Source organism: Sinorhizobium kostiense (genome assembly GCF_017874595.1).
GTDB classification, from domain to species: domain Bacteria; phylum Pseudomonadota; class Alphaproteobacteria; order Rhizobiales; family Rhizobiaceae; genus Sinorhizobium; species Sinorhizobium kostiense.
In genome coordinates this window covers 507,387-530,259 of sequence record NZ_JAGILA010000004.1, presented here as the reverse complement: position 1 = coordinate 530,259, position 22,873 = coordinate 507,387, and the positions used below count along the sequence as shown (strand labels likewise).

The window sequence follows — 22,873 nt, the reverse complement described above, 5'->3', positions numbered from 1 at the left end:
CATCCCGTGAGGTGCGACATGCCTACTCGAACAGCCTTCTGTTCCTGCGGTCAGCTGAGTATCGAAGTTCAGGGCGATCCGCGGGGCATCGGTCTTTGCCATTGCCTCGCCTGCCAGCGCCGCACCGGCAGTGTGTTTGCAGCGCTCGCCAGCTTTGCCACGCCCTATCGCGTCTCCGGCACAGCGACCGAATATGTGCGGACTGGCGACCAGGGGGCAAAATTCCGGTTTCGCTTCTGCCCATTCTGCGGGACGAACCTGTTCCATACGGAAGAAGGCTACGAACAATCATCCGTGGCCGTCGCCGTCGGCGCCATCGCCGACCCGGACTTTCCGCCGCCGCAAGATTCTGTTTATGACTGCCGGAGGCATTCCTGGGTCCGACTGCCGCCGGGGACGAGGACATACGAAAAGGATCCAACTGCCTGAGGCCCTACACGCCGAAAAATTCTTCAGCGCTGTCGGTGTTCCCCGCCGCCGGCCGTCCTAGATGTAGCGCAGGACAAGCAAGGATAGAGGGCCATGAGAAAGATCATCGTTGGTGCATTTGCAAGCCTCGACGGAATCATGCAGGCGCCGGGCGGGCCGCACGAAGACCCGATAGGCGGTTTCCAATATGGCGGCTGGGCCGCCCCCTATTTCGACGAAGCGATGGGGCAGGCAGTGGACGAGATGTTTGCGAGACCGTTCGACCTGCTGCTTGGCAGAAAGACCTACGACATCTTTGCGGCCCATTGGCCCTATGTCGGCGCCGACGATCCGATTGGGCCGCTCTTCGACCGCATCACCAAATATGTTGCGACGCGCAACCCGGATCTGAAGCTCACCTGGCAAAACAGCCGAACGCTCGGCGCCGACGTCGTTGACACGCTTCGAAAACTGAAAGGCGAGGAAGGACCGGATCTCCTGACCCAAGGCTCGACCGACTTCCTGCAGACGCTTTTCAAGAACGACCTTGTCGATGAAATGTATGTCTCATTTTTTCCGCTCGTGCTCGCAAAGGGCAAGAGGCTGTTCGGCGACGGCGCGAGACCGATGGCGCTGAAACTCGTCAGTTCGAACGTGTCCGGATCCGGTGTGACGGTCAACAAATACGTCGTTGCCGGCGAGGTCGAGACCGGCTCGTTCGAGTTCGAACAGCCGACCGAAGCGGAACTGGAGCGGCGAAGAAAGCTGACCTGACCGAACCCTTGGGCACGCACGGCCTTCGGTCGAGGGATTTCCCTCACAAGCGCAAATACCTCCGATTAGCCATGATTCCTGGCGTATAATGGGGGTCCAGCTGACAATGGAGGGTATGATGAGAACCGAAGAAGCCATGCATCCCGGCGTTCGTTGGATCGGGCCGGAAACGGACTTGCGTACCATTGCGCGCATCATGAAGGAAGAGGATGTCGGCGCGCTGCCGGTCGGCGAGAACGACCGCTTGATCGGCATGGTGACGGACCGCGACGTCACGGTGCGTGCGCTCGCCAATGGCGACGACATCGAGTCGCTGACCGCCCGCGATGTCATGACGAAGGACATCATTTATTGCCGCACCACCGAATCCGTCGAAGACGCCATCCACCTGATGGAGGCGAAACGGATTCGTCGGTTGCCGGTGATCAATGAGGACAAGCGGATGGTCGGCATGCTGTCGCTGGGCGATATTTCCCACTGCAGCAGCCAGGAACTGACCGGCGAATTGGTAAAGGCAGTCAGCGCCCACCACGCCTGACCCTTACCCCGCCCTGCCGCGACCATGCGGGCGGCTTACTGCATGTCTCCTTGAATCGACCTCGATTTTAAGGAGAAAGACGTGCAGCAGTTGAAAGTGCTACAGCGATCTTTGCGCGTCTGATAAGACACGGCGGCGCTGTAGCGCCCGCATGACGCCGACTATTTGAAGACGAAAGAGCCGTTGACGATCTCGACCGTCTCGTCGCCCTGAAGGCCGATGCGGTCGCCGCTCGGCAGGGTCACGAAACAGCCCATCGGGCAGATCGTTTCCGTTGCGCCCGAAGCGAGCGCAACATCGATCCGGCTTTGCCCCTCCACGATCACGAGCATGGCCGTGTCGCCATCGCGATTGGTAACGGTCGCCGCATGCGCGGCACCGCCAATGACCGCGCACAGAAGCACGGCAGCAGTAAGTGTCTTCATTTGCCCCCCAGCGCCAAAACGCGCAGCCCCCTTCGGTCGCCTCTTCCACCGCAACTTCGATTTAACGACAAAGACATGCAGCAATTCAAGTGCGCCATACGCATGAGAGACGGGCGGCGCTGTCGTGCACTCAGGAAAGACGCCGACCCCACGTCCGGGCCATTCATTCCGGCAGATATCTCTACCCGGGACATGAAGGCCACTTGATCCGGCCCGCCTGCGCGGACTATGCGTTTGGGACGTTACTCGACGTCTCCACAGCGCTACCCGATCAGCAGCGCAACGTCGCTGTGGCGCTTTGAATTGCTGCATTGCGGGGGCACTTTATGGAAATTTTCACATCGGCCGGATTCGCGGCCCTGATGCAGGTCATCGTCATCGACCTCGTACTTGCCGGGGACAACGCCGTTGTCATCGGTCTCGCCGCGGCAGGTCTGCCGCTCGAGCAGCGCAAGAAGGCCATTCTCATCGGCATTCTTGCCGCGACCGGGCTTCGCATCGTGCTTGCAACCTTCACGGTTCAGCTTCTTGCCATTATCGGGCTGCTGCTTGCCGGCGGCATCCTCCTGCTTTGGGTCTGCTGGAAAATGTGGCGCGAGATCCGCACCGGAGGCCACAGCGATGTAGTCGGGTTGGATCCGGAGACCGCACCGAAAAAGACTTTCGCGCAAGCCGCGAGCCAGATCGTGATTGCCGACATCTCGATGTCGCTCGATAACGTCCTCGCCGTCGCCGGTGCGGCCCGGGAGCACACATCCGTCCTCGTCTTCGGCCTGATGCTGTCGATCGGCCTGATGGGGGTCGCGGCGAACTACATCGCCCGCCTGCTCAGCCGCTACCACTGGATCGCCTATGTCGGTCTGGCGATCATCCTCTACGTCGCCCTCGACATGATCTATCGCGGTGCCTTGGAAGTGTGGCCCCACATAGCCCCGGTGGCGATGGCGCTGGCCGGGCACTGAGGGTTCCCGTGCATCCGGGACATCCCGCGCGGCCCGCGGACTGAATTGCTGCATGTCTCCTTGATGAAAGGTCAAGGAGACATGCGAGTGGTTTACGTCCGCTCATGTTGGCGCTGCCCGGAGACGGGCGACACCGCCTCCGGAGCAGCCGCCTCCTCGGGCGTAACATCCTCGGGCGTAACATCCTCGATCTTCATCGGAAACGGCGCGCCTATTCCCTCGTCGCGAAAGCGCTCGTAAATCGCAATCCTTATGTCGTTGCGCACTCCGTTCGCAGTCAACACATCGGCGACATAGATGCGCAGCTCGAAGGTCATGCGCTCGTCCGCGAAGGCGGTGAAGACGACACTTGGGCCCGGGTTCTTCAACACCATCGGATGCGAGATCGCGATTTCCTGCAAAAGTTCGATCACCCGCCGCGGATCGCTCGCATAGGTGACGGTGACCGCGATCTCGGATCGGCCGAGCCTGTTGCGGTGCGTCCAATTGCCGACCGAAGCGTTGATGAGCAGCGAGTTCGGCATCATGATCGACTGGTGCTGGAAGGTTTCGATTTCGGTCGCACGGACGGAAATGCGCCGGACGAAGCCCTCCGTCGTCCCGCTGACGATCCAGTCGCCCACCTTGAAGGGACGCTCGACGAGCAGGATCAGGCCGGAGACGAAGTTCGAGACGATGTTCTGCAGGCCGAAACCGACGCCGAGCGAAAGGGCACCGGCGACGAGCGCCAGGCTCGAGAGGTCGATCCCCGCCGCCGACAGGCCGAAGAGGCCTGCCAGGCCGACGCCGACATAGCCAATGCCGGTGCGGATGGAATTGCGCACGCCTGCATCGACGCGGCTGCGCGCCATGACATTGCCGTCGATCCACCGCTGCGTCCATCGCGTCACCAAATAGCCGAACGCGAAGAGGAGCACGCCGGCGAGGATCCCCGCCAGCGAGATCGTGATCGTCCCGATCTTGATGTCGGTCACCGCCCTGTAGACCCACGCCTCGATGTCGGCGATCTGGAAGCCCCATTGCAGGAGTATCAGCGGAATGAAGAAGAGAAGGACGAGGGCATAGATGCCGAGGCCCGCCAGGAGCCCGATCTGGTCGAGCGCCACCTGTTCGAACTGGAAACGCCGCTCGAGATACTGCCCCGCCATGGTTTCGGCAAAGGCTCCCTGCTTGGAAACCGATCGGCCGGTGAGAATGCCGATATAGATCATCACGAGGATTGCCCCGGTGACGATGATCTGGGTGGCGATGAAGCGACTGAGGCCCACATAACCGGAAAGCGCAATGGCGATGAGGCCCGCCCCCAACAGGAGCAGTGACACGGAGATGACCCGTGGCCATGGCCGGCCGGGTGCATCGAAGGTCTCGTTTGGCCTCAGCGTCGGCCGGATTAGGGCCATCGACATCAGGATCAGGCCGATGATGATCGAGGCGAGGAAGCTCTTGGCGACCGTCAGCACCACCGGCGAGCCGAGCGCTTCGCTGATGCTGCCGAGCAGGTAGTCGAGGCCGTTGACGAGCGCCATGGCGAAGATCGGTGCGAGCAGCATGCGCGCGCCGCGATCCGAGACCCGCACGAGGCGCCATTTCGACTGCTCGGGCGAGAGCACGGAATTGGCAAGGCTGGTGACGAAGAAGAGAGCGACGCCCATCCCGAGCGTCACCGCGATGATCGGCGCGATGTCCGGGCGCAAGACGTTGAAGCTGCTGAGAAAGAAATAGCTCGAACCGGCAAAGGCCGTCAGTGCCAGTGTCGGGATCAGCGTCGACCAGAACGCCACCGAAAGCTGCCGGAAATAGGTCGGCTCATCATCGTCCTCGCGGCGCATGATGACCGGCGAGAACAGCCTGTAGCTGCCAACCAGGAAGAGCAGCGCTGCACAGAGGGAGAGGAAGATTGCGCTCAGAAGCGGTAGGCGCTTGTAATTCCAGGCGAAAGTCAGCCAGCTCCCGACGCTGCGCCATAATGCCTTGCTTTCGTCGACCGTGGTGGACAGCGCTTCGCTGAGCATCTCCGCGGAAACATCCGTGTGCCTCAGCAGCGTGTTCGAGAAAAGCGCTCGCCGGGTAGAGGTAATGCGGTTGGCGAGCTTCGTCGCCTCGACCGCCAGGCTTTCCGCTCTCGCCGCAAGCGCGTTGATCGCTCCACGCTCGGCAACCAGGCGCTTTCGCTCCTCGGTGACGATCGCTTCTTCCGGCGGCTGGTCGTCGGCCGGAGGCTCTCCGAGTTCTGCAAGCCTGGTTTTGATCTCCTCCAGCCGCGGCCGCGTCGCAACCGAAGTTGCGATGATCTGCTTGGACAGTGCGTCGACCTCCACCCTGAGCTCGGCAAGGAGGGTGTCGTCCTCCCGGGCGCTGTCGACGCGGTCGGCGATCCGCTTGAGCTCCCGCTCAGTCTGGGCAAGCTGATCCTCCGCCTGCTGGAGCGCCGGCGAAGCGCCCTTCTCGGCCTTCGCCTCCGGCTGTGTTTGCGGCGTGGGGGGTGGCGTTGCGGGCGATGGCGTAGCCGGCTGCTGGGCTTGGGCCGGCTGCTGGGGTTGGGCCGCCTGCTGGGCCATGGCTGCCCCTCCGCCCACGAGCGTCAGGGCAGCAAGCGATATCGCAATCAAGGTGGCGGTGAAAATTCCAGCGGAACGCATCGATATCCTTCGCAATCCGGATCTTTCGGGGTGGAATCGCCAAACAAGCGATCACTACAGCGCCGCGCGTCTTATCAGACGCGCAAAGGTCGCTGTAGCGCCTTTGAATCGCTGCACGTCTTGTCCTTAAATCGAGGTCGATTTAAGGAGACATGCAGTACGGCGCCGCGCGTCTTATCAGACGCGCAAAAATCGCTGTAGCACTTTGTTGCACGTCTTTTTCCTTAGATCAGGGTCAATTTAAGGAGACATCAGAACCCGGCGCCCGGCTCCGCGAGATAGACCTCCTCGTCCGGCGTCGATTGCCGCCCGAGAATGGCATTGCGGTGCGGAAAGCGGCCGAACCGTTCGATCACCTCGCGATGGCGGATGGCATAATCGAGATAGTTGGCGTCGCCGAGCTCGGTGAAGAGCTTCACCGACATCGTCTGGTCGGCAAGGTTCTCGGAATGCTCGAACGGCAAGTAGAAGAAGGCGCGCCATTCCGTCGAGACCGCCAGGTCGGCGCTTGCGCCGACGGCAAGCTTCGCCTCGCGTAAGGCCAGCCCGTCCGTGGCGAAGGCGAGCGGCGATCCGCGATACATGTTGCGCGGCATCTGGTCGAAGAGAATGATGGCCGCAAGCTGGTTCTCGGGGCTCGCGCGCCAGAGCTCGTCGAGCTTCCGCGAGAGCGCCAGATGCGTGGCCTGGAAGCGCCGCACGCATTCTCCGTCGAGATCGGCGCTCGGGGTGAACCAGTGCTCGTAGGAAAGCTCGCCGAACCAGAACTTCAACACGTCTTCCGGTGTTGAGATCACGCTCCCGTCAACCATGCATCTTCCTCCATCGCGATCGCGCTCGCGATCAGATAGGCTCTGACGACGCGGTTTTCCACCGGCAACGAAGGTCGCTGAGAAAGGGCGCCGCTAACGCAACGGCCAGACCCACATCAGCATCGGCACCGCCACGAGAATCATGACGATCGAGAGCGGCAGGCCGAGACGCGGATAGTCGCTGAAGCGGTAGCCGCCGGGACCCATGACCAGCGTGTTGCACTGGTGGCCGATCGGGGTGAGGAAATCCGAGCCGGCGCCGATCGCGACCGCCATCAGGAAGGCGTCCGGCCTGTAATCGAGCGCCGCCGCAAAGCTCGTGGCGATCGGCGCCATGACGAGCACGGTTGCGGCATTGTTGAGAAAGGGCGTGACCGCCATCGCCGCCACCAGCATGAGCGTCAGCGCGCCCGCCGGCGGCAAGCCGACCGCAATGCTGCTGAGCCAGCCGGCGATCAGGTCCGAACCGCCCGTCGTTCTGAGCGAGTCGCTGACGGGAATGAGCGCAGCCAGCATCACGAGGATCGGGCCGTCGACCGCCCGATAGACGTCCCGCAGGGGAATGACGCGAAAGATCACCATCGCGAGGGCCGCAGCGAAGAAGGCGATCTGCACCGGCAACAGGCCGACGGCGGTGGTGCCCATCGCCAGGGCGAGCACGACGAGCGGCAGGGTACCGCGCCGGATCGTGCCGAGCAGGATCTCGCGTTGCGCAAGCGGCAGGCATCCGAAGTCCTGGAGGAAGGGCGGCAACTCCTCGCGCGCGCCCTGCAGCACGACGATGTCGCCGGCCTGCAGTCTGATGCTGCCAAGCCGCTGCTTCAGCCGCTCGCCCTGCCGGCTTACCGCAAGCAGGTTGATGTTGTGATTGTTGAAGAGCGCCAGCCGCTCCGCGGACATGCCGATGAGTGGGGAGCCGCTGGCGATCACCGCTTCGATGGCCTCGATCTCCGCGCGACCCTTGTCGCCGCCCGTCGGCGGCAGTCGGTCCCGGGCGATCTTCAGCTTCGCCTGCGAGACGATGCGATCGAGCGCAGCCGGGCCGCCTTCGAGCAGCAGGATATCGTCGGGCTCGATCACCACGTCCGGCAACGGCGCCAGATGCGTGCCGCGACGGAAGATCGCGATCACCACCGCGCCGCCGTCGCCGATCTTGACGAGATTGCTCACCGGCTTGCCGATCGCCGGCGAGCCGGACGTCGCGACGGCCTCGGCCGTGTAATCGGTGATCTCGATTGCATTGTGCATGGCGACCTGCTGGCTCTTGCGCTCCGGCACCAGGCGATAGGCAAACAGGAGGAAGCCGGCACCGACGAGGGCAAGGGAGGCGCCGACCGGGGTGAAGTCGAACATCGAGAAACTCTCGCCCGTCAGTTGCTCCCGCATCCGCGAGACCACGACATTCGGCGACGTGCCGACCTGCGTCATCAGCCCGCCGATCAGCGAGCCGAAGGCCATCGGCATCAGGAAGACCGACGGCTGCACCTTCGATCGGCGGGCAAACTGAAACGCCACCGGGATCATGATCGCGAGCGCGCCGATATTCTTGATGAAGGCGGAAAGCACGGTGACGGTGACGACGAGCAGTGCCAGCTGCGCCCGCACGGACTGGAGATCCGGCAGGAAGCGCTGGATCGCCGCGTCGACGATGCCGGAGCGGGCGACGCCTGCGCTGACGATGAGGGCGCTGCCGACGATGATGACGATATCGTCGCTGAAGCCGTCGAAGGCGTTGTCGAAGGGCACGACGCCGACGGCGATCGCAAGCATCAGCGCCGAGCAGGCGACGATGTCGTAGCGGAACCGGTCCCATATGAAGAACACCATCATGACGCCGATGACGAGAAATGAAAGCAGTTGTTCGGCGGTCATGGACGGATACCTGGATCAGCGCGGGGTCGGACAGTGGCCTTCTAGAGACGAGACCCGCCCGGCCGGTTGGAAGCGGGCATCCGGTTCGGCAGCGCCCCTACCGCTTGGCGAGTCCCCTTCTACATCCTCTAAAGAGCCCCCCTGATGCAACGGAAATATTTTCGCCCCCGTCCGAAGCCCCTGCCCGTCACCAGGAAAACCCGTGAAATCGTCGCTTCCTTTCATCGCCAGGCTGAAAGGGATACAATGCCGCAACCGAATGAAACGGCAACGACAGGCCCGGCGCTCGAACGGCGCCAGGGGCCGAATCCAGGGACGTCCTTCATGAAGACCGCTCTCCCCGTCCTTTGCACCCTCCTGCTTGGCGCCTGCACATCGACGGCGTCGGTCGGCTACTCCCCCTATCTCGAGCCGATCCCCGGCAGCATCACCTATGGCGGGCAGCCGCGCACTAAGCTCACCAAGGCGCCGATCGGCAGCACCTTTTCCCACCAGTTCCGCGATCCCTTCGGCCGTCAGGTCCATGAGACCTACATGATCGCACCGGATCGTTCGCTGCTGCTCGTCAGGCGCCGCTACCGCGATCTCTTCGGCTTCGACGACGATTGATCGGAGTTCCGCCTCACCCTGCCCGCACCAGGGCGAGCCCGCGCTTCACCGCATCGGCAAAGGTTACCCCCAGCGAGGCGCCGCCGATGCCGATCACGCCGAGCGCGCCCATGCCCATCAGCTTCCATTTGCGGACATCCTCCGTCACCGGCTTCATCTCGGCGATCTCGGCCTTGACCACGGCCATCGCGCCCTCGAGCGTCCCCACCCGCCCGACGAGCTCTTCCGCCCGCCGGTTGAGAAGCGCGCGGCCCGCCTCCGACCTGTCTTCCGCGCGCCGGAAATCCTCGCGCAGGTTCTTCACCTCGGCAATCAGCGTGCCGAGCTGCTGGTGAACGCTGGCATCGATCATCGCCGCCCCTCCCCGTGCCCCCGCCCTTCACCGTGACGTGAGCATTCCGCCCTCGACCACACCGCCGCCGCGCAGATGCCGACGACCGTCCGGTCGATCTTCTGCTGGTCCGCCGCCGTGGCGCCGCGCGCGCCGATGAGGTCAGTCCCGACCACCTGGCGGAGGCCGGCGACACTTGCCGGTGCCGAAGTCCCACACGCCGCCGCGATCGACGCAGCGGTCAAAGTCGCTGCGGCGAGCAGCCGATTGCAAAGCCGCTTCATTGTTCTGCCTTTCGATTGCTTGTCTGGCGGATTGCGCGCCATCCTCGCGGATCTCGAGCACCGCCCAGGCGAGTGCCGCGAGCGCAAGAGCACCGCCGATCATTTTCAGCCACGCCGCCATCACTTGAGCCCCAGCGCCTGGCGAACCGCCGGCATGGAGCTGATCGCATAGATTGCAAAGCCCACGATCAGGGTGAGGATCGCCATCTGCACCCGCCAGTCGAGCGCCACGAGGTCGAGTTCCTTGAGCGCCGTGACGATCGAGCCGCCCGCCGTCAGCAGCCAGGTCCAGAACCGGCCGGACTTGCGGATCGCCCTGCGCTGCCGCGCCCGCTCCGAAACCGGCACCGGCGCCCGTCCTCTCGCCTCCCCGCCCGCCGCGCGCGCCGCCGCCACCGCCTGGTCGAGCACCGCCTCCACCGTCTCGGGCCTTACCAGTGCCTTGTTGAGCCCGTCGCCGGCATAATAGGATTGCCCGCGCCTCACCCTCCGCGTCGCGCCCTCCGTATCGCCAAGCACCGGCAACGACGCCCATTCCTGCGCGAGCCGCCTGCCGAATTCGCTCCGGCTGATCTTTCCGGCAATGAACGCATGATAGCCGCGGCGCTTCAGGAGATGGTAGGCCATGCGGTCCTGCAGGTCGGGCGTGAACCTCTCCTTGCCCGTAAGCCCCATTTCGCCTTCGATGTCCCTCAGCGTGCGCGGCGCGTCCAGCGTGTTCTTCATGAACTGGTAGCCGCCGGCCGCACTCGACCCGAACCGCCTCGACCACCCCGGTTGCGCCGCCTCGACCTCGTCGAGCGTCATGGAGGTTACCGGCCGCGGCAGCTTGTCCTGGTTGTTGCCGTAGATCACGTCATAGGATGCGCGGTCGCCCCGCCCGACTTCCGTTTCACGGATGAAGTCGAGCAGGATCGCCGCGCCGGAGGGCACGGTTTGGTCCATTGGATTTACCTTGTTGTTGTGGAGGAAGTCTCTGCCCTGTGGGCAATAAAAAACCCCCGAAAGTGGATGTCCAACTTACAGGGGTCAGTTCAACCGCGGGGTCTCACTTCGGTCTCTGTTTTCATTTGGTCAGAGAATGAAATAGCCCTTCGTCAGCGTTACGGCGTCATCGAGGTGGATCTTAAGATCAGCAATCTTGTCGCCGTTAACGTCGCCGTAGATGTAGGTGTCGGAAGTTTGCTTCACGTATCGAAGTTCGCCGGCAACGCCCTTGAAGGCCGCTGTGCCGATGAAGGCAAATGTCTGGTTGCCAGAAGCTTTGGTGCTGGCGTCGATCCCTGAAAGGTCAATCCTGTCCCCTCCAGAGGGCACAAAATCGAAAATCGTATCGAACGACGGACCCGCAGATTCACCGACAGCTTTGAAGGCGAACTTGTCCGCACCAGAGCCGCCATACAGTTGATCCGCACCAGCGCCGCCGTTGATGACATCATTGCCCGAGTTGCCTGACAGCACGTCATTTCCGTTGCCGCCGGTCAGCCTGTTTGCTGCCGTATTGCCGTATAGCCGGTCGGCATAGCTCGAGCCGGTGACGTTCTCGATTGACGAGTAGACGTCCCCCTTGGCATCGTTGGTGTTGGCGCTGGCGCTGGCGAGATTAGCCGTTACGCCCTTTGTTGCTCCGGCGTAGGAGGCGGTGTCGCTTCCATTTCCACCGTAAAGCTTGTCACCCCCCGTGCCGCCAATAAAGGTGTCGTTGCCATCATCCCCTACAAGGGAATCGTTCCCAGCGTTGCCGTACAAAGTGTCATTGCCGGCAAACCCCCGCAGGTAGTCAACAAAACCTCCGCCCCTTAATGTGTCATTGCCTGCAAGCGCTCTTCCGATCACGGCAATGTCGTCACTAGTTGTGTATGTCAGTGCCGCATTCACGATGCTCGTAACGGAAACGCTTACGCCGTCTATGGAAGCTACTCGAGTGCCGTTGTCAAAGATAGCATAGCTCCTCACAGTTCCGCCCGTAGGCATTCCATCGGAGTTGTAAGTGAACCCGCTACCCCTAAATTCTTCTACGACCCCGTCGCTGAAATACGCGGCATAGACTGTGGAACCGTAGGTGTAGGAATCAGCATACGGAAGCCATCCAAAATCGATGCCCCGCATGTCCAGCCAGTAGCTGCTATTTACTGTGATCGTCGCCATCGCCGCCCCTTTGAGTAACTCCCAGTCACAGACTGGTTAGGAAGTTTCTGTTGCCAGCGCAACTAATAATTTTAGAAATGATTAACTACACCGCAGTCCGTGAAGTGGGCGGAAGACGATTTCACGCTGCCCTCGCCGTTATCGACAATAAACCTTAATCAGGGTCGCTTCGCCCCGCGGCTCGCGGCAAGGGAGGCAAGGTTTTGCTTAAGGTCACCTTGTTGGTTGAATAGGAATATCGGTCGCTTTAAGCGAGCTTTTGCTTGCTGGAAGCGTAGAGAGGCGGTCGACATTAAGATCATAGAAAAGCGGCTCGCAAATATCTGTTAAGGATATCGGTCCGCTACGAAGCGCCTGTTTCACCATTAGGTGGGGCGAATTTTGTGAAAATGAAACGTCTTACGGTCGTTGCTCTCGACAGCGAAGCCTTTGGCGCCGAGATGCGACCTAATCTCGTTCACCTTCTCACGGCCGATGATATGCGGATGCAGCTCGACGAGAATATGCTCTATCGGCCCGAGGTTGTCTGACATCAGCAGCTCGTATTCGCCGCCTTCGACGTCCATTATCAAGACATCCGGCGAATGAGCCCTCAGCACTTCCGAAAAAGCTTCGCTATCGACATCCAATGTTCTTCCGCTAACGCCCCGCTCAAAGGAGCTCGACGAAATAATGTTGTCCGCGGCATTAAATGAGAGCTTGCGCCCGTCGCGCGTGACAGCTCTCATATGGAGCTGGGGCTCAATGTTATTGAGCCGGAAGTTCTCTCGGATAAGTGACTCAATCGCGGGATTGGCTTCATAAGTATTGACGTTTTCTGAGCCACATATTCTGGCCGCAAGCAGTGAAATAAACCCAAGTCCGGTACCCAGCTCTACAACCTTGTGACCTCGCTTTAATATCTTTAGCAGAATATTTCGCTCGGTGTCTTCGTAGACCTCACGGTACATCAAGTCCCGAAGATAGAGCGGTATGCGATCTCTGTCAGAGATAAGAGTTACGCCATCGATCGTCACAGTCTTGGCATCGACAAAATAGCGATACTTCTTCCTGATGGAACGTGCGAGCCTTTTCATCGTGACCTCAAGTTTGCGGCACCGGCACTTGAGTGATCTTCAAGGAGGCGATACATTTACATCGCGCTTTCGATCTCTCCGCGTCTCCCGATCATTCTCGCCGGAACCCCCGCATAAACACCAAAAGATTCTGTCCGGCCGCGGACGACGGAGCCAGCAGCTATGACACACCCACGGGAAATATGCGCTCCGTCCAAAATTGTGACATTCGCGCCGATCCAAACGTCGTCCTCAATGGCAATGCCGAGCTTCGTCAACCCTTGATTGCGAATGGCCGTGTGCGGGTCGTTGAATACATGATTAGCAGGAACAATGACGCATCCTGCCGCTATGCGCACACTGTTTCCAATGTTCAAACCCCCGTGGCCGTAAAGCACAGAGTACGGATTCAAGCTGAAATCGTCTCCGATGCTGATAGCTCCCCCATACGGGATGAGCATTGAACCCTTGCGTAGCCTGCATCTCCGACCGGCCGTTACAGTGCCACCCTCACTTAGATCTAGAACGGCTCCGCACTCGATACGGCATTTAGGACCAATCGAAATGCGCCCGCGTGACCGGGCCCAAAGCCACAAGCGGAGGAGATCACGAAATTGCATGAGAACCCGAGGGAGTTACAGACATCCAGGCACCTTTACTAGGATGCAAAGGGTCTTGGCAATGACAATGTCAGCACAGATCGTGATCGTCAGGCTGCTACGTTTGTGGCGTGAATTACGTCATCGGAGCGCGGTCGCATCGCCCGACTCAGGCTCGCGTGTGTGGACCGAGCGGCATCATCGCGCCTTGAGGCGGGGTTTCTGTCCATCGTTCGCACTACTGGAGATTGGCTCGGCTGCGCATGCACAGGAGCTCTATTTATGGTGAATCTTTTGATGTATAAGCGCCGGGATCCCCCGGGCGGGGCAATAGCCGGGGAGATGGCAAGAGAGGACTACATGCGTTTATTCAAGGTATTCTTACTGTACAAGAAACTCCGCCACTCGTTTAGGCGTTTGGTCCTCGGAAAGAAAACATTACACTTCCAGAACTACAGTTATGGCGTCGAAGCATTACCAAAGAAGCTCGAAAAGGTGATCTGGATTTATTGGGACAAACCCATTGAGGACGCCCCGCCGTTCGTAAAATTTGCGATCGCCAGTTGGTCTAGCAAAAATCCCGAATGGCAGGTCAACGTTCTGTCGGATGACACCCTCTCAAATTTTATCGATATTGATGAACCGGGCGGCGCCCGCAAGATTCAGAGCAAGTCAGATGTGATCCGATTGGCTCTGCTGGAGCAATACGGCGGGGTATGGGTCGATGCGACCTGCTGCTGCGTCAAGCCATTGGACCAGTGGCTCTTGCCACTGATGCAAAGTGGCTTCTTCGCATTTCCAGAAGCTTATCCAGGGAAGATCATTGTGCATAGCTGGTTTCTCGCCTCGGCGCGCGGCAACTATCTGGTTGGAAAGTGGTCAGCACTGGCCAGGCATTATTATATGAACTCAGGAAAGCTCGGGGATTATTTCTGGGTCATGCACCTATTCGAGTACATCGTGCGCAGCGACAAACAGGCCGCCGCGATTTGGAATTTCACTCCAAAGCTTTCCGGAAAGGGACCGGCACTGTTGAAGCGCATCATATCTCAGCCAGACTACGCAGTTACTCTTCCTGAGACGGTGGACGAGAGCGCTATCCCAGTTCTGAAGATCAGTTCAAGCAACAAATTCAACGACCAAGATTCGTTGGGAGCGCTTGAATCAAGAGAGGATATTCCGTTGAGGAGGCTCGCGAGTATCAAAGCCGAGGCAAAGTCGACCGATACGGTATCGTGATACCGTATCGTTCAGAGCGAGAGGGCCGCCCTGAACAGGACTAACAGCCAGCAGCTTAATAGATTTGTGCTTGCACCCCCTCTTATCATCCGATGCGCAGTTCTCGCTGTAATACGGGTAGTGAGACGCTGCGCCCATTGACTGTTCAAATTCTCTGAACGTCAGGGCCTGCGGCCTTGCTGGATCACCATTTGGCTTGTAAACGACTGGAGCACCGCGTCAGGAGTCGGAAAATCAATGAAAATTGCTGTTTTGGGTTATTCCAACACCAATAACATCGGCGACAACATTCAAACGCTCGCTGTGGCTCAACACATTGGCCAGGAATGCTCGATTGTCGACAGGGATTTCTTGAGCCACTACGCGGGAGAACCTTGTGTTGTCGTAATGAATGGCTGGTTTAGCCACGAACCCCAAAACTGGCCCCCATCGGAAAACATAATCCCCATATTCTTTGGCTTCCATCTGAGCGAAAAGGCGAGGGAAACCTATTCGAGACACAGTGAGTATTTGAAGCGTTTCGAGCCGATTGGCTGTCGCGATCGAGACACCGTCGAGACCCTGACAAAATGGGGCGTGGACGCATACATCAGCGGTTGCGCCACCATGACGTTTCCAGAACGACCGAGATCACTGAAAGGTCGCACGGATGTTCTCGTCGACATTAGAACTTGGTATTTTGATCGCAAGGAACGTAAGCAGTTTCGGCAGATCAGCCACAAGCACGACGTTCCCTTTGCAACTCACGCGACCAAAAACCAGCTGGCTAAGGATCTCTTGACTTATTACCGAACCAATGCCCGTGCAGCAATAACATCGAGAATCCATTGTGCGATTCCTTGTTTCGCCCTCGGCATTCCCGCTGTCTACTCTGGAATAATTGACTATAGAACAGAGATAATTGCTGACATAGGAATACCGACGACCAAGTTCTCCAGAATGAGAAAGACTAGCCGCTCTTCTATTCAGTTTGGGATTCCGGATTTTAACGATAAGAAAACAGACATTGCGAATGATCTGAGAGGAAAGCTGACCGCTCATGGCATTTGCCTTGCACCTTGGAGCGCACAGGACACGAATGAAGATCAAGAATTCCTTTCTAACCTTAAATGGGCGTAATCTTCAGTGCTATGAGTGCACCGACTGTATCCAAATGTCATTCAACTGCTCTTCCGCAACAAGACCGAACTTGACGCTAATCGAGACGATAAGAAATATTCTCATTCAATTTGCATCGTGCCCTTAACTGCGCCAGCGGGCATGACGTCAGTTGCAGCAGCGATCTGGGCCGGCGAACTACTAAGATTTGATAGACCGAGCCGGAGTTAGTGCGCAGAGAGCGGCGGCAATGCGGCACGTGTCACCTCTGCCGTTGGCGGGACGTGGGGTTGGACTGGGAACGAAGGGTTGCCGGCGAGCCACTGGCGAAGCGTTGGGTTCAGGCCGAACCCGTCGTCGGGGCGACTGCAGTAGTCCGTATCATAGGTATTTCCTTCGATGTCCGTTATGTTGCTCTTAACGATGAAGACATCGGGCTCGGCCGTTGCGGCGACTATCGAGACAGCATTGAGGGACATTGGAATCGCGTAAAGAGCCATTTAGGCAACCCTTTGCATGATAAAGAAGTCTGTGCTGCTGGCGGCATCATCCCCGCCGCCCCGGCTGCGCCAAGTTCCTGAAAGTTGAGTACCAGCGCTGCCATGGTCGGCGTTCACGTAAAAAGACGAATCGGTTGAAGATATAAAGACTCCCTCCGTACCGTTTCGGCTCAGGGTGGAGCCTCCCGACTTCCGCATGCAAACAATGTGTCCCAACGGGAAGCTCGTCGTGCTGGCGCTCGTCGTCGTCGACACCTCCGCCGCAATGAACCCAAGCGCATGCGTATGGCTAGTCGAAGTAACCGAGTTAGCCGTTGAATTGGTGATGCTCGAAGGCATCCCCAGCGTCAGCGTCCGGTTCGCCGAAAGGTCACCACCACCCGTCAGGCCGTTGCCTGCGGTTATCGTGCGGGCTTCGGGGGTAACGCCGAGCGAGTCGTAATTGCCGACCGTGAGAATTTCGCTCGCGAACAGAAAGCCGCGACTCGTATCCCCCTCCAACTGCAGCGGATGCGGTGTGTCCCACGTTCCGCTCCCGGTTCGATCCACGAGTATGTAGAAATTCTGCGAATCGACGGAGGTCCAGAAGTCGTAGGCCCCTGTCGTGGTGTCGGTGTATTTGGTTCTCGGATTTCCCCCTGAAATCTCGATTTCGTTCCCGGTGGTGGTGATCTTGCCGGAGGTCGTAAGCGTCGTGATGCCGTCATAGGCCCCCGAGACGCGAGCGTTCGGCAGCGTGCCGGTCGTCAGGTTCGATGCACTGTTGGTGCCGAGCGTCGCGCGCGCCGCGGCCGCATCCGCGTCGTCGAGCACCGTCTGCATGAAGCCCGAAATCCCGAGCGTCGTTAGCGCGGCAGCGGCCGTCGTATCGTCGAGCAGCGTCCTCGCGTAAGGTGTCAGCGCCGTCGTCGCATAGGCATCCGCCGCGGTCGTGTAGATCATCCTGTCGGCCGAGGTGGTGAGGCCGGAAATCGAAGTCAGCGCGGCATGGGCCGTTTGCGCGCCAAGCGCTGCGCGGGCGGTGCTCGCCGATGTGGCGCCGGTCCCGCCCGCGGTGATCGGCCGCGCGGCGTTTGCATCGGCCGTCAGGTCGTCGATCAACGCGTTATAGGGCACGCTCTGGATCGTCGTGTTCGGCACCCCTTTGGTGCCGGCCGGGGGTGAATAGATCCCGCCTGTTCGTGGCAATGTAACCTCCATCAATCGCAATTTTGGGGAGCATCTCTCGCGAGAGCGTCAGGACCTTGGCCCCTGTTTCCGCCCCTGACCGGCGGCGAAAAGCCTGCCGTAATCCACGCGCCTCATTCCGTCGGGCCCGCGAACGACCGCATCGGGACGTGTCTTCTCCACCTCCTGCGCCATCACGCCGATATATTTCGGCCCGCCGGCGGGCTCTCCCTTGTAGCGGTATTCATAGAGGCTGTGCCCCTTGAGCTTGCCCACCTTCTCGATGTTCTTCTTGGCGCGGCGATCGGATTTCGGAAGAAGGCCCAGCAGAGACTGAAACAAGCCGGCCCCCGCCTGCTGCCGCGCGTTATAGGCCGCCACCTGGTTTTGATAGTTCTGCTGCACCAGCCCCGCATAGTCGACCGGCTGGATCGATTGCCCCTGCGTCGGCACGAAATTCGGGTTCGTCACCTGCGCGCCGGAAAGCAGCGCCGAGATCTCGTTGATCGGCTGGTTGCGCAACGCATATTGCTCGTTCAGATAGTTCGAACGGGCTGCGTTCTTGGCGTTCAGCAACGCCTGCTGCGCGTTGAAGCCCTGGTCCTTGAGCGCGTTGTTGGCCGCGGTCGCCGACTGGCCGTTCTGGTGCATCTGCTGCAGCGCATTATTGCTGAAATCGGCATTCTGCAAGGCCTGACCATAGGCCTGCGCCTGGGCCGCATTCTCGAAACTCGCCTTGTCTCGCGAGAGATTGGCGAGCCGCGACTGCTCCTGTCCGGCATTCAGCACGGCCGCAACGCGTGCGTCGGTCGCCGTCCGGTTCGCCTCGTCGATCGCGCGGTCATAGGCTTCCGATCCCGGCTGCAGCCCCTGGTTCGCAAGCCGCGTTTCCAGGGCTGCCCGGTCGCGGTCGAGCTGCGGGTTGAGGCGGGCCATCAGCGCCTCCTCGTATCGGCTCGTGTCGAGCTCCGTATCATAGCTGCGCGTGACGCTGCCGGCATTGCCGACCGTGGTCGCAAGCTTCGGTCCGCCGGAAAACTGCCGGTACTGCGGCAGCGTGAGGTCGGACGCCTTTCCTGCCGCCGGTGCGCCGGAAAGGTCCACCGGCTTGCCGAGCAGGTCCGTCAGGCGCGAGGACTGCTGGTTTGCAAGCGTCGCGAGATTGAGGTTGGCGCCATCATTCTCTCTCTTGATCGCCGCCTGCTCGGGAGAGAGTTCCTGGACCGCCGTCCAGGTCGGCAGGTCATAGGCCTTGCCGCTCATCGGGTCGGTCCACTTGTTCGTGCCCGTAACCTTGTAGGTAAGGCTTCCGTCCGGCGTCACCTGGTTGACATTGCCGATATAGCCGTTGGCAACGGCCGTCCCGATATTCGTCGAGGTCTGCGCTGCCGCCGTTGCCTTCGGATCGGGAGGAGTGGGGGCTTTCGATTTTCCCATGAGAGCACCTGTTTGAGAATGGGGAGTGGTAGGAGGAAAGACGATGACGGAGTCGGAGAGAGCCGTCGGCTGAAGCAAACCGCCGCACGCAAGCTGGAGACGCAGTCGGGCACCCAGTTAAAACCCCTCCACAGGTCATCCTCGGGCTTGACCAGGCTTGACCCGAGGATCCACGCACAAGCACCACAACAAGAGCTGTCAACGCTCCCTGGCGCCACGAACCGTCAGTGTCGATTGACGGGATGCGCCCGCCAGTCATCGTCCGTGAGAGTGAAGATGATTTCCGCCTCCCCGCGTCCTCGCAGGCGGGGGATGCGATGGCTTGTGAACCCGAAGCGGCGGGCGATATCGGCCATGCCGCGGTTCTCTTCCGAGACGCGCAGCACCGTCATTTGGCAGCCGATCTCGTCGAAGGGATAGCCGAACATCGCTTTGAGCACCGGCCGCGTCAGCCAGCGTTTGCTGGTGGAAGCGGCGGAAAGCTCGATGACGCCCGCCTCCGGCGCATAATTGTGGTAGACGACGCCGGCAATGATCTGGCCTTCCACCATCACCCCCAGCGTCGTGAATTGGGCAAAGCCCCTCTCGCAGCCTTCGATGTGGTTGACGACGAAATCGGCGATCGCCCGGTTGGTCGCAGGGTCGCGCTCCCCGCCCCAGAGGAGCTTCAAGCGCTCCCCTCCCCGGTCGCTACCTGCATCGTGGCGAGATCCACCTCTATGTCGAGCTTCACCGCGCCGCCGGAGGTGATGACGCAGCCGACGGCCAGCATGTCGCCGGCCGCCCGCACGTTCTGGCGGAAGTCGTAGCGCAACGTCTCGGACACCCCGTCCCAGCGCGCCACATCCCAGAGGCCGACATCCCATTCCGGCGATGCCGTGTCCCCCTCCGTCACCTGGTCGAAGGGCGGCGCCGTCCTGTCGAAATCCGCCCGCGCGAATAGCCGTACCTTCGGCTTCGTCTTCGCGCGAAAGTACATGTGCGCCATCGTTGCCGCTGCGCGCTGGCCGAATTGCGAGGCCGGCGTGAATTGCGAGAGATAGGTCGCCGCAAATGTCAAACCATCGTCGGTGCCGCCCGTGTCCCCCTGCCAGCAATAGCCATCGCGCGAGCCGAAGAAGAGCCCGCCCTGCAGCGTCTCGAAGCAACTCGCCCGCCAATTGCCGATTGTCGACCACCGCCCGCTCAACACATTCAGCACGAAGGTCTTGTCGCTGACGACGCTGTTGTCCGGAAAGGCTACGAAGACGAGGTTCTGCTCGACCCATGGTTTGAGGGTCCAGCCCGAGCCGGTCGCATTCGCCGCCTGCCGCCAATCGTCCTCGATCGGCCGCGAGGCGGAGACCTGCGAAAGCGCCTGGCGATCGCGCTGGAACACCTGCGATATAGGCGTGAGGCCGTCCGTCGTGGCGATCAGCACGTCGCCGCCGACCCGGATCCAGGCATTCTTCCCGAGTGGCTTGCCGATTTGGTAGACGCCTTTCAGCGCAAATTCGCTGGCGCTCGATGGGTCGGCACCGGCATAGACGGCGATTTCCCCCTCGGTCGAAACGAAGACGCAGAGATCGGAAAGTCCGTCGCCGCTTTCGAGCGACCAGGAGAAGCCGGTCAGCAACGATCCGCCTTTCTTCATCACGCCGCCCAGCGGAAACACCGAAGCCGCACCGCCGATCGCATTGACAGGCAGGTAATAGGCATCGAGCGTCGCATTCTTCAGGAAGAACTCGCGGTTCTTGAAGAGCCAGCCATAATTGAGTTCCGCCATGGTCGTCGCATCGGAGAAGGTGATCGCCGGCGTCGTCGCCCAGCTCGACCCGTCATAGACGCGGCGCGCATCCGCGCCGTTGAGGCAGACGAGAAAGGAGCCGCCGGCCGTTGTGTGCTGAAAGGCACACCAGTCGCCGCCATTGAGCCCGCTGACCTCCGCCGCGGTCGTCGCCGGCGGTGCTGCCGGCGCCGTCATGTTGTAGATCGCGCTCGCCGTCGCCATGAACAGCTTTTCATTGCTGCCATATTTATATTTGAAGGCGCTCCGGATGGCGCCGCCATCCGCCGCCAGCCCCGCCCTCCGCGAACCGCCGCGGATTTTGCAGCCGGTCAGCGTCGGCAGGAAATTTCTGAGCACGCTCGCCGATCCCGGCGTCTGGGAAGCCATGTCGGCGGTCGTCACCAGCCCGCCTTTGGGCGCCGGAAACGTCATCGCGTGCGAAGTCTGCACGCGTCCGATGCTCGCCTGTCCGCGGTTCGTCAGCGGCAGCCGCCCGGGCAGAACCCTCGTCATGTCGTCCCCCTGTCCGCATTGATCTCCTGCAGGAGATCGGCCTCGAATTCCGCGAGATTGTCCTCGAAGGGCAGGCCCTTCTGCCGCTTCCACCGCCAGATCAATCCCTTGGCCAGCAACCGCTCCGGAAAGAGCGTTGTATCGTCGTCGGCGCGAAAGACATCGCGTTCCTCGTAGGGATCGCCGATCACCCAGTTCTTCGAGAAATAGTCTGCCGTCGCGCCCCCGGCCGAAGCGGCTGGTAAAAGGAGCATCTCCTTGCCGCGAAGATGGCAATAGGGCTCTGCGGACGCGACAGCGGCGATCACGGCCCATTGCGCCTCGCTGGTCACCAGACGAAAGCATCGCCCATCCGCCGTCCGCACCGGCCCGCCCGGCGCGAGCCGTTGGTAATCAGAGGGCAGCAGTTCCGGCGAAGCGGAGATGAGGAGGGTTTTCAACATGCGCCGCCAATCGCCGCGCCGCGCGATCTCGCCGCCCGCCTCTTGCGCCAGCGCCACCATCGTCTGCGCGTTCGGATCGCTCGTCCCGTAGACGCTGTCGAAACGATCGAGCGAGACGATATCGCAGGCCTCGTTGATCACGCTTAGAAGCGTCATGGCGTCAGCCCTCCGATGACGATTTCGCCATTGCCCCAGCGCAGGCGCTCATCGGCAAGCCCGAGGCCGGCCATCGCCTGCCGCTTCAACGTCTCGGCCGCGCTCGCCTTGGCAGCGTCGCGCTCCCAGATGGCGATCTCCTCGACCAGCCCGTAGAGATAGACGTCGGGTGACTTTTCGATGAGCCAGTTGGCAGGGGCGGCTGCCGTGAGCGCCGGAATTTTGGCGTAATAGCTGAGCTCGAGTTCCTCAGCTCCCTTCGGCCGCACCCGGATCCGGTTGCCGACGATCGAATAGCCGATCGGGGCACCGCCGGATGTCTGGAGGGCCGACAGTTCCGCCAGCGGCTGCGCACGCAAGACACGCCCGCCCGGCGCGAGCACTTGCCGCGCCTCGAGGAAGTCTGCGGGCAGAGTGCCCTCGCCCTCCGTCAGCGGCAGTGTCGACGTTCTCTCCATATCGGCCACGCGCAAGCCCCGGTTGAACTTGACTTCCGCCAGTTCAACGAAGCGCGCGAAGAGATGGGCGATGTCGTCGCGGCCGGAATAGGCGCCGGCGTCGACCAGCAGGGACGCATAGTCGAATGTCGTCATAGATGTCCCTCGAATGTGCGCCAGGCGCGGTTGTCGCCGTCGTTCAGCCAGCGCTTCACATAACGGTCGTCCCCCTCGGAATGGGCTCGGACCAGGTTTTCCGAATGCGCGAGGTTGAGCGGGATCGATGCCACCTTCGTCCATTCGCCGAAGGCATTGCCGGCGGTCGCATTGCGGGTGAAAGCGTTCTGGCGGACGAGGCTCTCGACCGGGTAGTCCGTCCGCCAATGCGTCCTGTTGCCGTCCTCCATCACCCAGACGGAGCGGCCGGTGTGAAAATCATGGTCGAAGAGCTTCCAGTAGCCGTCGCGGATCACCATGACCACTCCCCCGGCAGCGGATCGGCGCGCTCGGCCTTGCCCTTAGCAATCAACTGTTTGGCCGTATGGAGCGGCAGATTGAGTACCGTGCCGGCGCGTATGCGTTCCCCATCAGTTGTCCAGCTGTCGTAGAGCATCTTGAGCGGCACGGTCTTTATCTTCGCTTCTGTCATCGTGTCTTCC

27 protein-coding genes are annotated in these 22,873 nt (G+C 60.8%); 7 read left to right on the top strand and 20 right to left on the bottom strand.

The window, feature by feature from the left end; translation table 11 throughout:
* Positions 1–18: 18 nt before the first annotated feature.
* The 3 genes from J2Z31_RS17855 (at position 19) to J2Z31_RS17845 (ending at position 1,720) form a co-directional block, all read left to right on the top strand.
* The gene (locus tag J2Z31_RS17855) at positions 19–429 is read left to right on the top strand and encodes a GFA family protein (protein WP_209602920.1); all 411 of its coding nucleotides are present in this window, start codon (positions 19–21) and stop codon (positions 427–429) included.
* A gap of 93 nt (positions 430–522) precedes the next feature.
* The gene (locus J2Z31_RS17850) at positions 523–1,182 is read left to right on the top strand and encodes a dihydrofolate reductase family protein (RefSeq protein WP_209602914.1); all 660 of its coding nucleotides are present in this window, start codon (positions 523–525) and stop codon (positions 1,180–1,182) included.
* A gap of 118 nt (positions 1,183–1,300) precedes the next feature.
* Positions 1,301–1,720, top strand: coding sequence for a CBS domain-containing protein (locus tag J2Z31_RS17845; protein WP_209602908.1), 420 nt, complete (start codon positions 1,301–1,303; stop codon positions 1,718–1,720).
* 161 nt (positions 1,721–1,881) lie between these two features.
* On the opposite strand, the gene J2Z31_RS17840 is transcribed toward J2Z31_RS17845, so the two are convergent.
* The gene (locus tag J2Z31_RS17840) at positions 1,882–2,145 is read right to left on the bottom strand and encodes a hypothetical protein (protein WP_209602907.1); all 264 of its coding nucleotides are present in this window, start codon (positions 2,143–2,145) and stop codon (positions 1,882–1,884) included.
* A 326-nt stretch (positions 2,146–2,471) separates the two neighbouring features.
* Here J2Z31_RS17840 and J2Z31_RS17835 point away from each other — a divergent pair, with 326 nt between their 5' ends.
* The gene (locus tag J2Z31_RS17835) at positions 2,472–3,107 is read left to right on the top strand and encodes a TerC family protein (RefSeq protein WP_209602905.1); all 636 of its coding nucleotides are present in this window, start codon (positions 2,472–2,474) and stop codon (positions 3,105–3,107) included.
* A gap of 92 nt (positions 3,108–3,199) precedes the next feature.
* Here J2Z31_RS17835 and J2Z31_RS17830 read toward each other — a convergent pair whose 3' ends face one another.
* The 3 genes from J2Z31_RS17830 to J2Z31_RS17820 all read right to left on the bottom strand — a co-directional run bounded on the left by J2Z31_RS17830 (position 3,200) and on the right by J2Z31_RS17820 (position 8,430).
* Positions 3,200–5,746 carry a mechanosensitive ion channel family protein gene (locus J2Z31_RS17830; protein WP_209602903.1) on the bottom strand — a complete coding sequence of 849 codons (2,547 nt, stop codon included), beginning with the start codon at positions 5,744–5,746 and terminating at the stop codon, positions 3,200–3,202.
* A gap of 251 nt (positions 5,747–5,997) precedes the next feature.
* The gene (locus tag J2Z31_RS17825) at positions 5,998–6,558 is read right to left on the bottom strand and encodes a DUF924 family protein (RefSeq protein ID WP_209602901.1); all 561 of its coding nucleotides are present in this window, start codon (positions 6,556–6,558) and stop codon (positions 5,998–6,000) included.
* 93 nt (positions 6,559–6,651) lie between these two features.
* On the bottom strand, positions 6,652–8,430 hold the full coding sequence (locus J2Z31_RS17820; RefSeq protein WP_209602900.1) for an SLC13 family permease: 1,779 nt from the start codon (positions 8,428–8,430) through the stop codon (positions 6,652–6,654).
* Positions 8,431–8,754: 324 nt separating this feature from the next.
* On the opposite strand from J2Z31_RS17820, the gene J2Z31_RS17815 reads away from it, so the two are divergent.
* Positions 8,755–9,039 carry a hypothetical protein gene (locus tag J2Z31_RS17815; protein WP_209602898.1) on the top strand — a complete coding sequence of 95 codons (285 nt, stop codon included), beginning with the start codon at positions 8,755–8,757 and terminating at the stop codon, positions 9,037–9,039.
* A 13-nt stretch (positions 9,040–9,052) separates the two neighbouring features.
* Here J2Z31_RS17815 and J2Z31_RS17810 read toward each other — a convergent pair whose 3' ends face one another.
* The 7 genes from J2Z31_RS17810 to J2Z31_RS17785 form a co-directional block, all read right to left on the bottom strand.
* Positions 9,053–9,391 carry a DUF1515 family protein gene (locus tag J2Z31_RS17810; RefSeq protein ID WP_209602896.1) on the bottom strand — a complete coding sequence of 113 codons (339 nt, stop codon included), beginning with the start codon at positions 9,389–9,391 and terminating at the stop codon, positions 9,053–9,055.
* Positions 9,388–9,615, bottom strand: a complete 228-nt coding sequence (locus J2Z31_RS29380) for a hypothetical protein (protein WP_234939514.1) — start codon at positions 9,613–9,615, stop codon at positions 9,388–9,390. Before J2Z31_RS29380 ends, J2Z31_RS17810 begins: the two co-directional genes overlap by 4 nt.
* Positions 9,533–9,775 (bottom strand): hypothetical protein, encoded by a 243-nt coding sequence (locus J2Z31_RS17805; protein ID WP_234939485.1) that lies wholly within the window; start codon positions 9,773–9,775, stop codon positions 9,533–9,535. Before J2Z31_RS17805 ends, J2Z31_RS29380 begins: the two co-directional genes overlap by 83 nt.
* Positions 9,775–10,599: a lysozyme family protein gene (locus tag J2Z31_RS17800; RefSeq protein WP_209602893.1), complete on the bottom strand. Its 825-nt coding sequence runs from the start codon at positions 10,597–10,599 to the stop codon at positions 9,775–9,777. Before J2Z31_RS17800 ends, J2Z31_RS17805 begins: the two co-directional genes overlap by 1 nt.
* Positions 10,600–10,728: 129 nt before the next feature.
* Positions 10,729–11,802: a calcium-binding protein gene (locus J2Z31_RS17795; RefSeq protein ID WP_209602891.1), complete on the bottom strand. Its 1,074-nt coding sequence runs from the start codon at positions 11,800–11,802 to the stop codon at positions 10,729–10,731.
* A 365-nt stretch (positions 11,803–12,167) separates the two neighbouring features.
* A complete protein-coding gene (locus J2Z31_RS17790; RefSeq protein ID WP_209602889.1) occupies positions 12,168–12,878 on the bottom strand; it encodes an FkbM family methyltransferase in 711 nt (236 codons plus the stop codon).
* 56 nt (positions 12,879–12,934) lie between these two features.
* Entirely contained in the window at positions 12,935–13,318 is a 384-nt protein-coding gene (locus tag J2Z31_RS17785; RefSeq protein ID WP_234939484.1) for an acyltransferase, read from the bottom strand.
* 420 nt (positions 13,319–13,738) lie between these two features.
* Here J2Z31_RS17785 and J2Z31_RS17780 point away from each other — a divergent pair, with 420 nt between their 5' ends.
* Both J2Z31_RS17780 and J2Z31_RS17775 read left to right on the top strand, forming a co-directional pair.
* Positions 13,739–14,695 carry a capsular polysaccharide synthesis protein gene (locus J2Z31_RS17780; protein ID WP_234939483.1) on the top strand — a complete coding sequence of 319 codons (957 nt, stop codon included), beginning with the start codon at positions 13,739–13,741 and terminating at the stop codon, positions 14,693–14,695.
* Between the two features lie 237 nt (positions 14,696–14,932).
* Positions 14,933–15,814, top strand: coding sequence for a polysaccharide pyruvyl transferase family protein (locus J2Z31_RS17775; RefSeq protein ID WP_209602887.1), 882 nt, complete (start codon positions 14,933–14,935; stop codon positions 15,812–15,814).
* 206 nt (positions 15,815–16,020) lie between these two features.
* Here J2Z31_RS17775 and J2Z31_RS29375 read toward each other — a convergent pair whose 3' ends face one another.
* The 9 genes from J2Z31_RS29375 to J2Z31_RS17730 form a co-directional block, all read right to left on the bottom strand.
* Positions 16,021–16,272, bottom strand: a complete 252-nt coding sequence (locus J2Z31_RS29375) for a hypothetical protein (protein ID WP_234939482.1) — start codon at positions 16,270–16,272, stop codon at positions 16,021–16,023.
* Positions 16,273–16,293: 21 nt separating this feature from the next.
* Positions 16,294–17,493 (bottom strand): hypothetical protein, encoded by a 1,200-nt coding sequence (locus J2Z31_RS17765; RefSeq protein WP_209602886.1) that lies wholly within the window; start codon positions 17,491–17,493, stop codon positions 16,294–16,296.
* Between the two features lie 36 nt (positions 17,494–17,529).
* The gene (locus J2Z31_RS17760; RefSeq protein WP_209602885.1) at positions 17,530–18,897 is read right to left on the bottom strand and encodes a tail fiber domain-containing protein; all 1,368 of its coding nucleotides are present in this window, start codon (positions 18,895–18,897) and stop codon (positions 17,530–17,532) included.
* A gap of 224 nt (positions 18,898–19,121) precedes the next feature.
* A complete protein-coding gene (locus J2Z31_RS17755; protein ID WP_209602884.1) occupies positions 19,122–19,568 on the bottom strand; it encodes a GNAT family N-acetyltransferase in 447 nt (148 codons plus the stop codon).
* Positions 19,565–21,178, bottom strand: a complete 1,614-nt coding sequence (locus J2Z31_RS17750; protein ID WP_209602883.1) for a hypothetical protein — start codon at positions 21,176–21,178, stop codon at positions 19,565–19,567. The genes J2Z31_RS17755 and J2Z31_RS17750 overlap by 4 nt, the downstream gene beginning before the upstream one ends.
* Positions 21,175–21,777 carry a hypothetical protein gene (locus J2Z31_RS17745; protein ID WP_209602882.1) on the bottom strand — a complete coding sequence of 201 codons (603 nt, stop codon included), beginning with the start codon at positions 21,775–21,777 and terminating at the stop codon, positions 21,175–21,177. The genes J2Z31_RS17750 and J2Z31_RS17745 overlap by 4 nt, the downstream gene beginning before the upstream one ends.
* Positions 21,774–22,370 (bottom strand): phage adaptor protein, encoded by a 597-nt coding sequence (locus J2Z31_RS17740; RefSeq protein WP_209602881.1) that lies wholly within the window; start codon positions 22,368–22,370, stop codon positions 21,774–21,776. The genes J2Z31_RS17745 and J2Z31_RS17740 overlap by 4 nt, the downstream gene beginning before the upstream one ends.
* Positions 22,367–22,690, bottom strand: a complete 324-nt coding sequence (locus J2Z31_RS17735) for a hypothetical protein (RefSeq protein ID WP_209602880.1) — start codon at positions 22,688–22,690, stop codon at positions 22,367–22,369. Before J2Z31_RS17735 ends, J2Z31_RS17740 begins: the two co-directional genes overlap by 4 nt.
* Entirely contained in the window at positions 22,684–22,863 is a 180-nt protein-coding gene (locus J2Z31_RS17730; RefSeq protein ID WP_209602879.1) for a hypothetical protein, read from the bottom strand. Before J2Z31_RS17730 ends, J2Z31_RS17735 begins: the two co-directional genes overlap by 7 nt.
* Positions 22,864–22,873 lie beyond the last annotated feature (10 nt).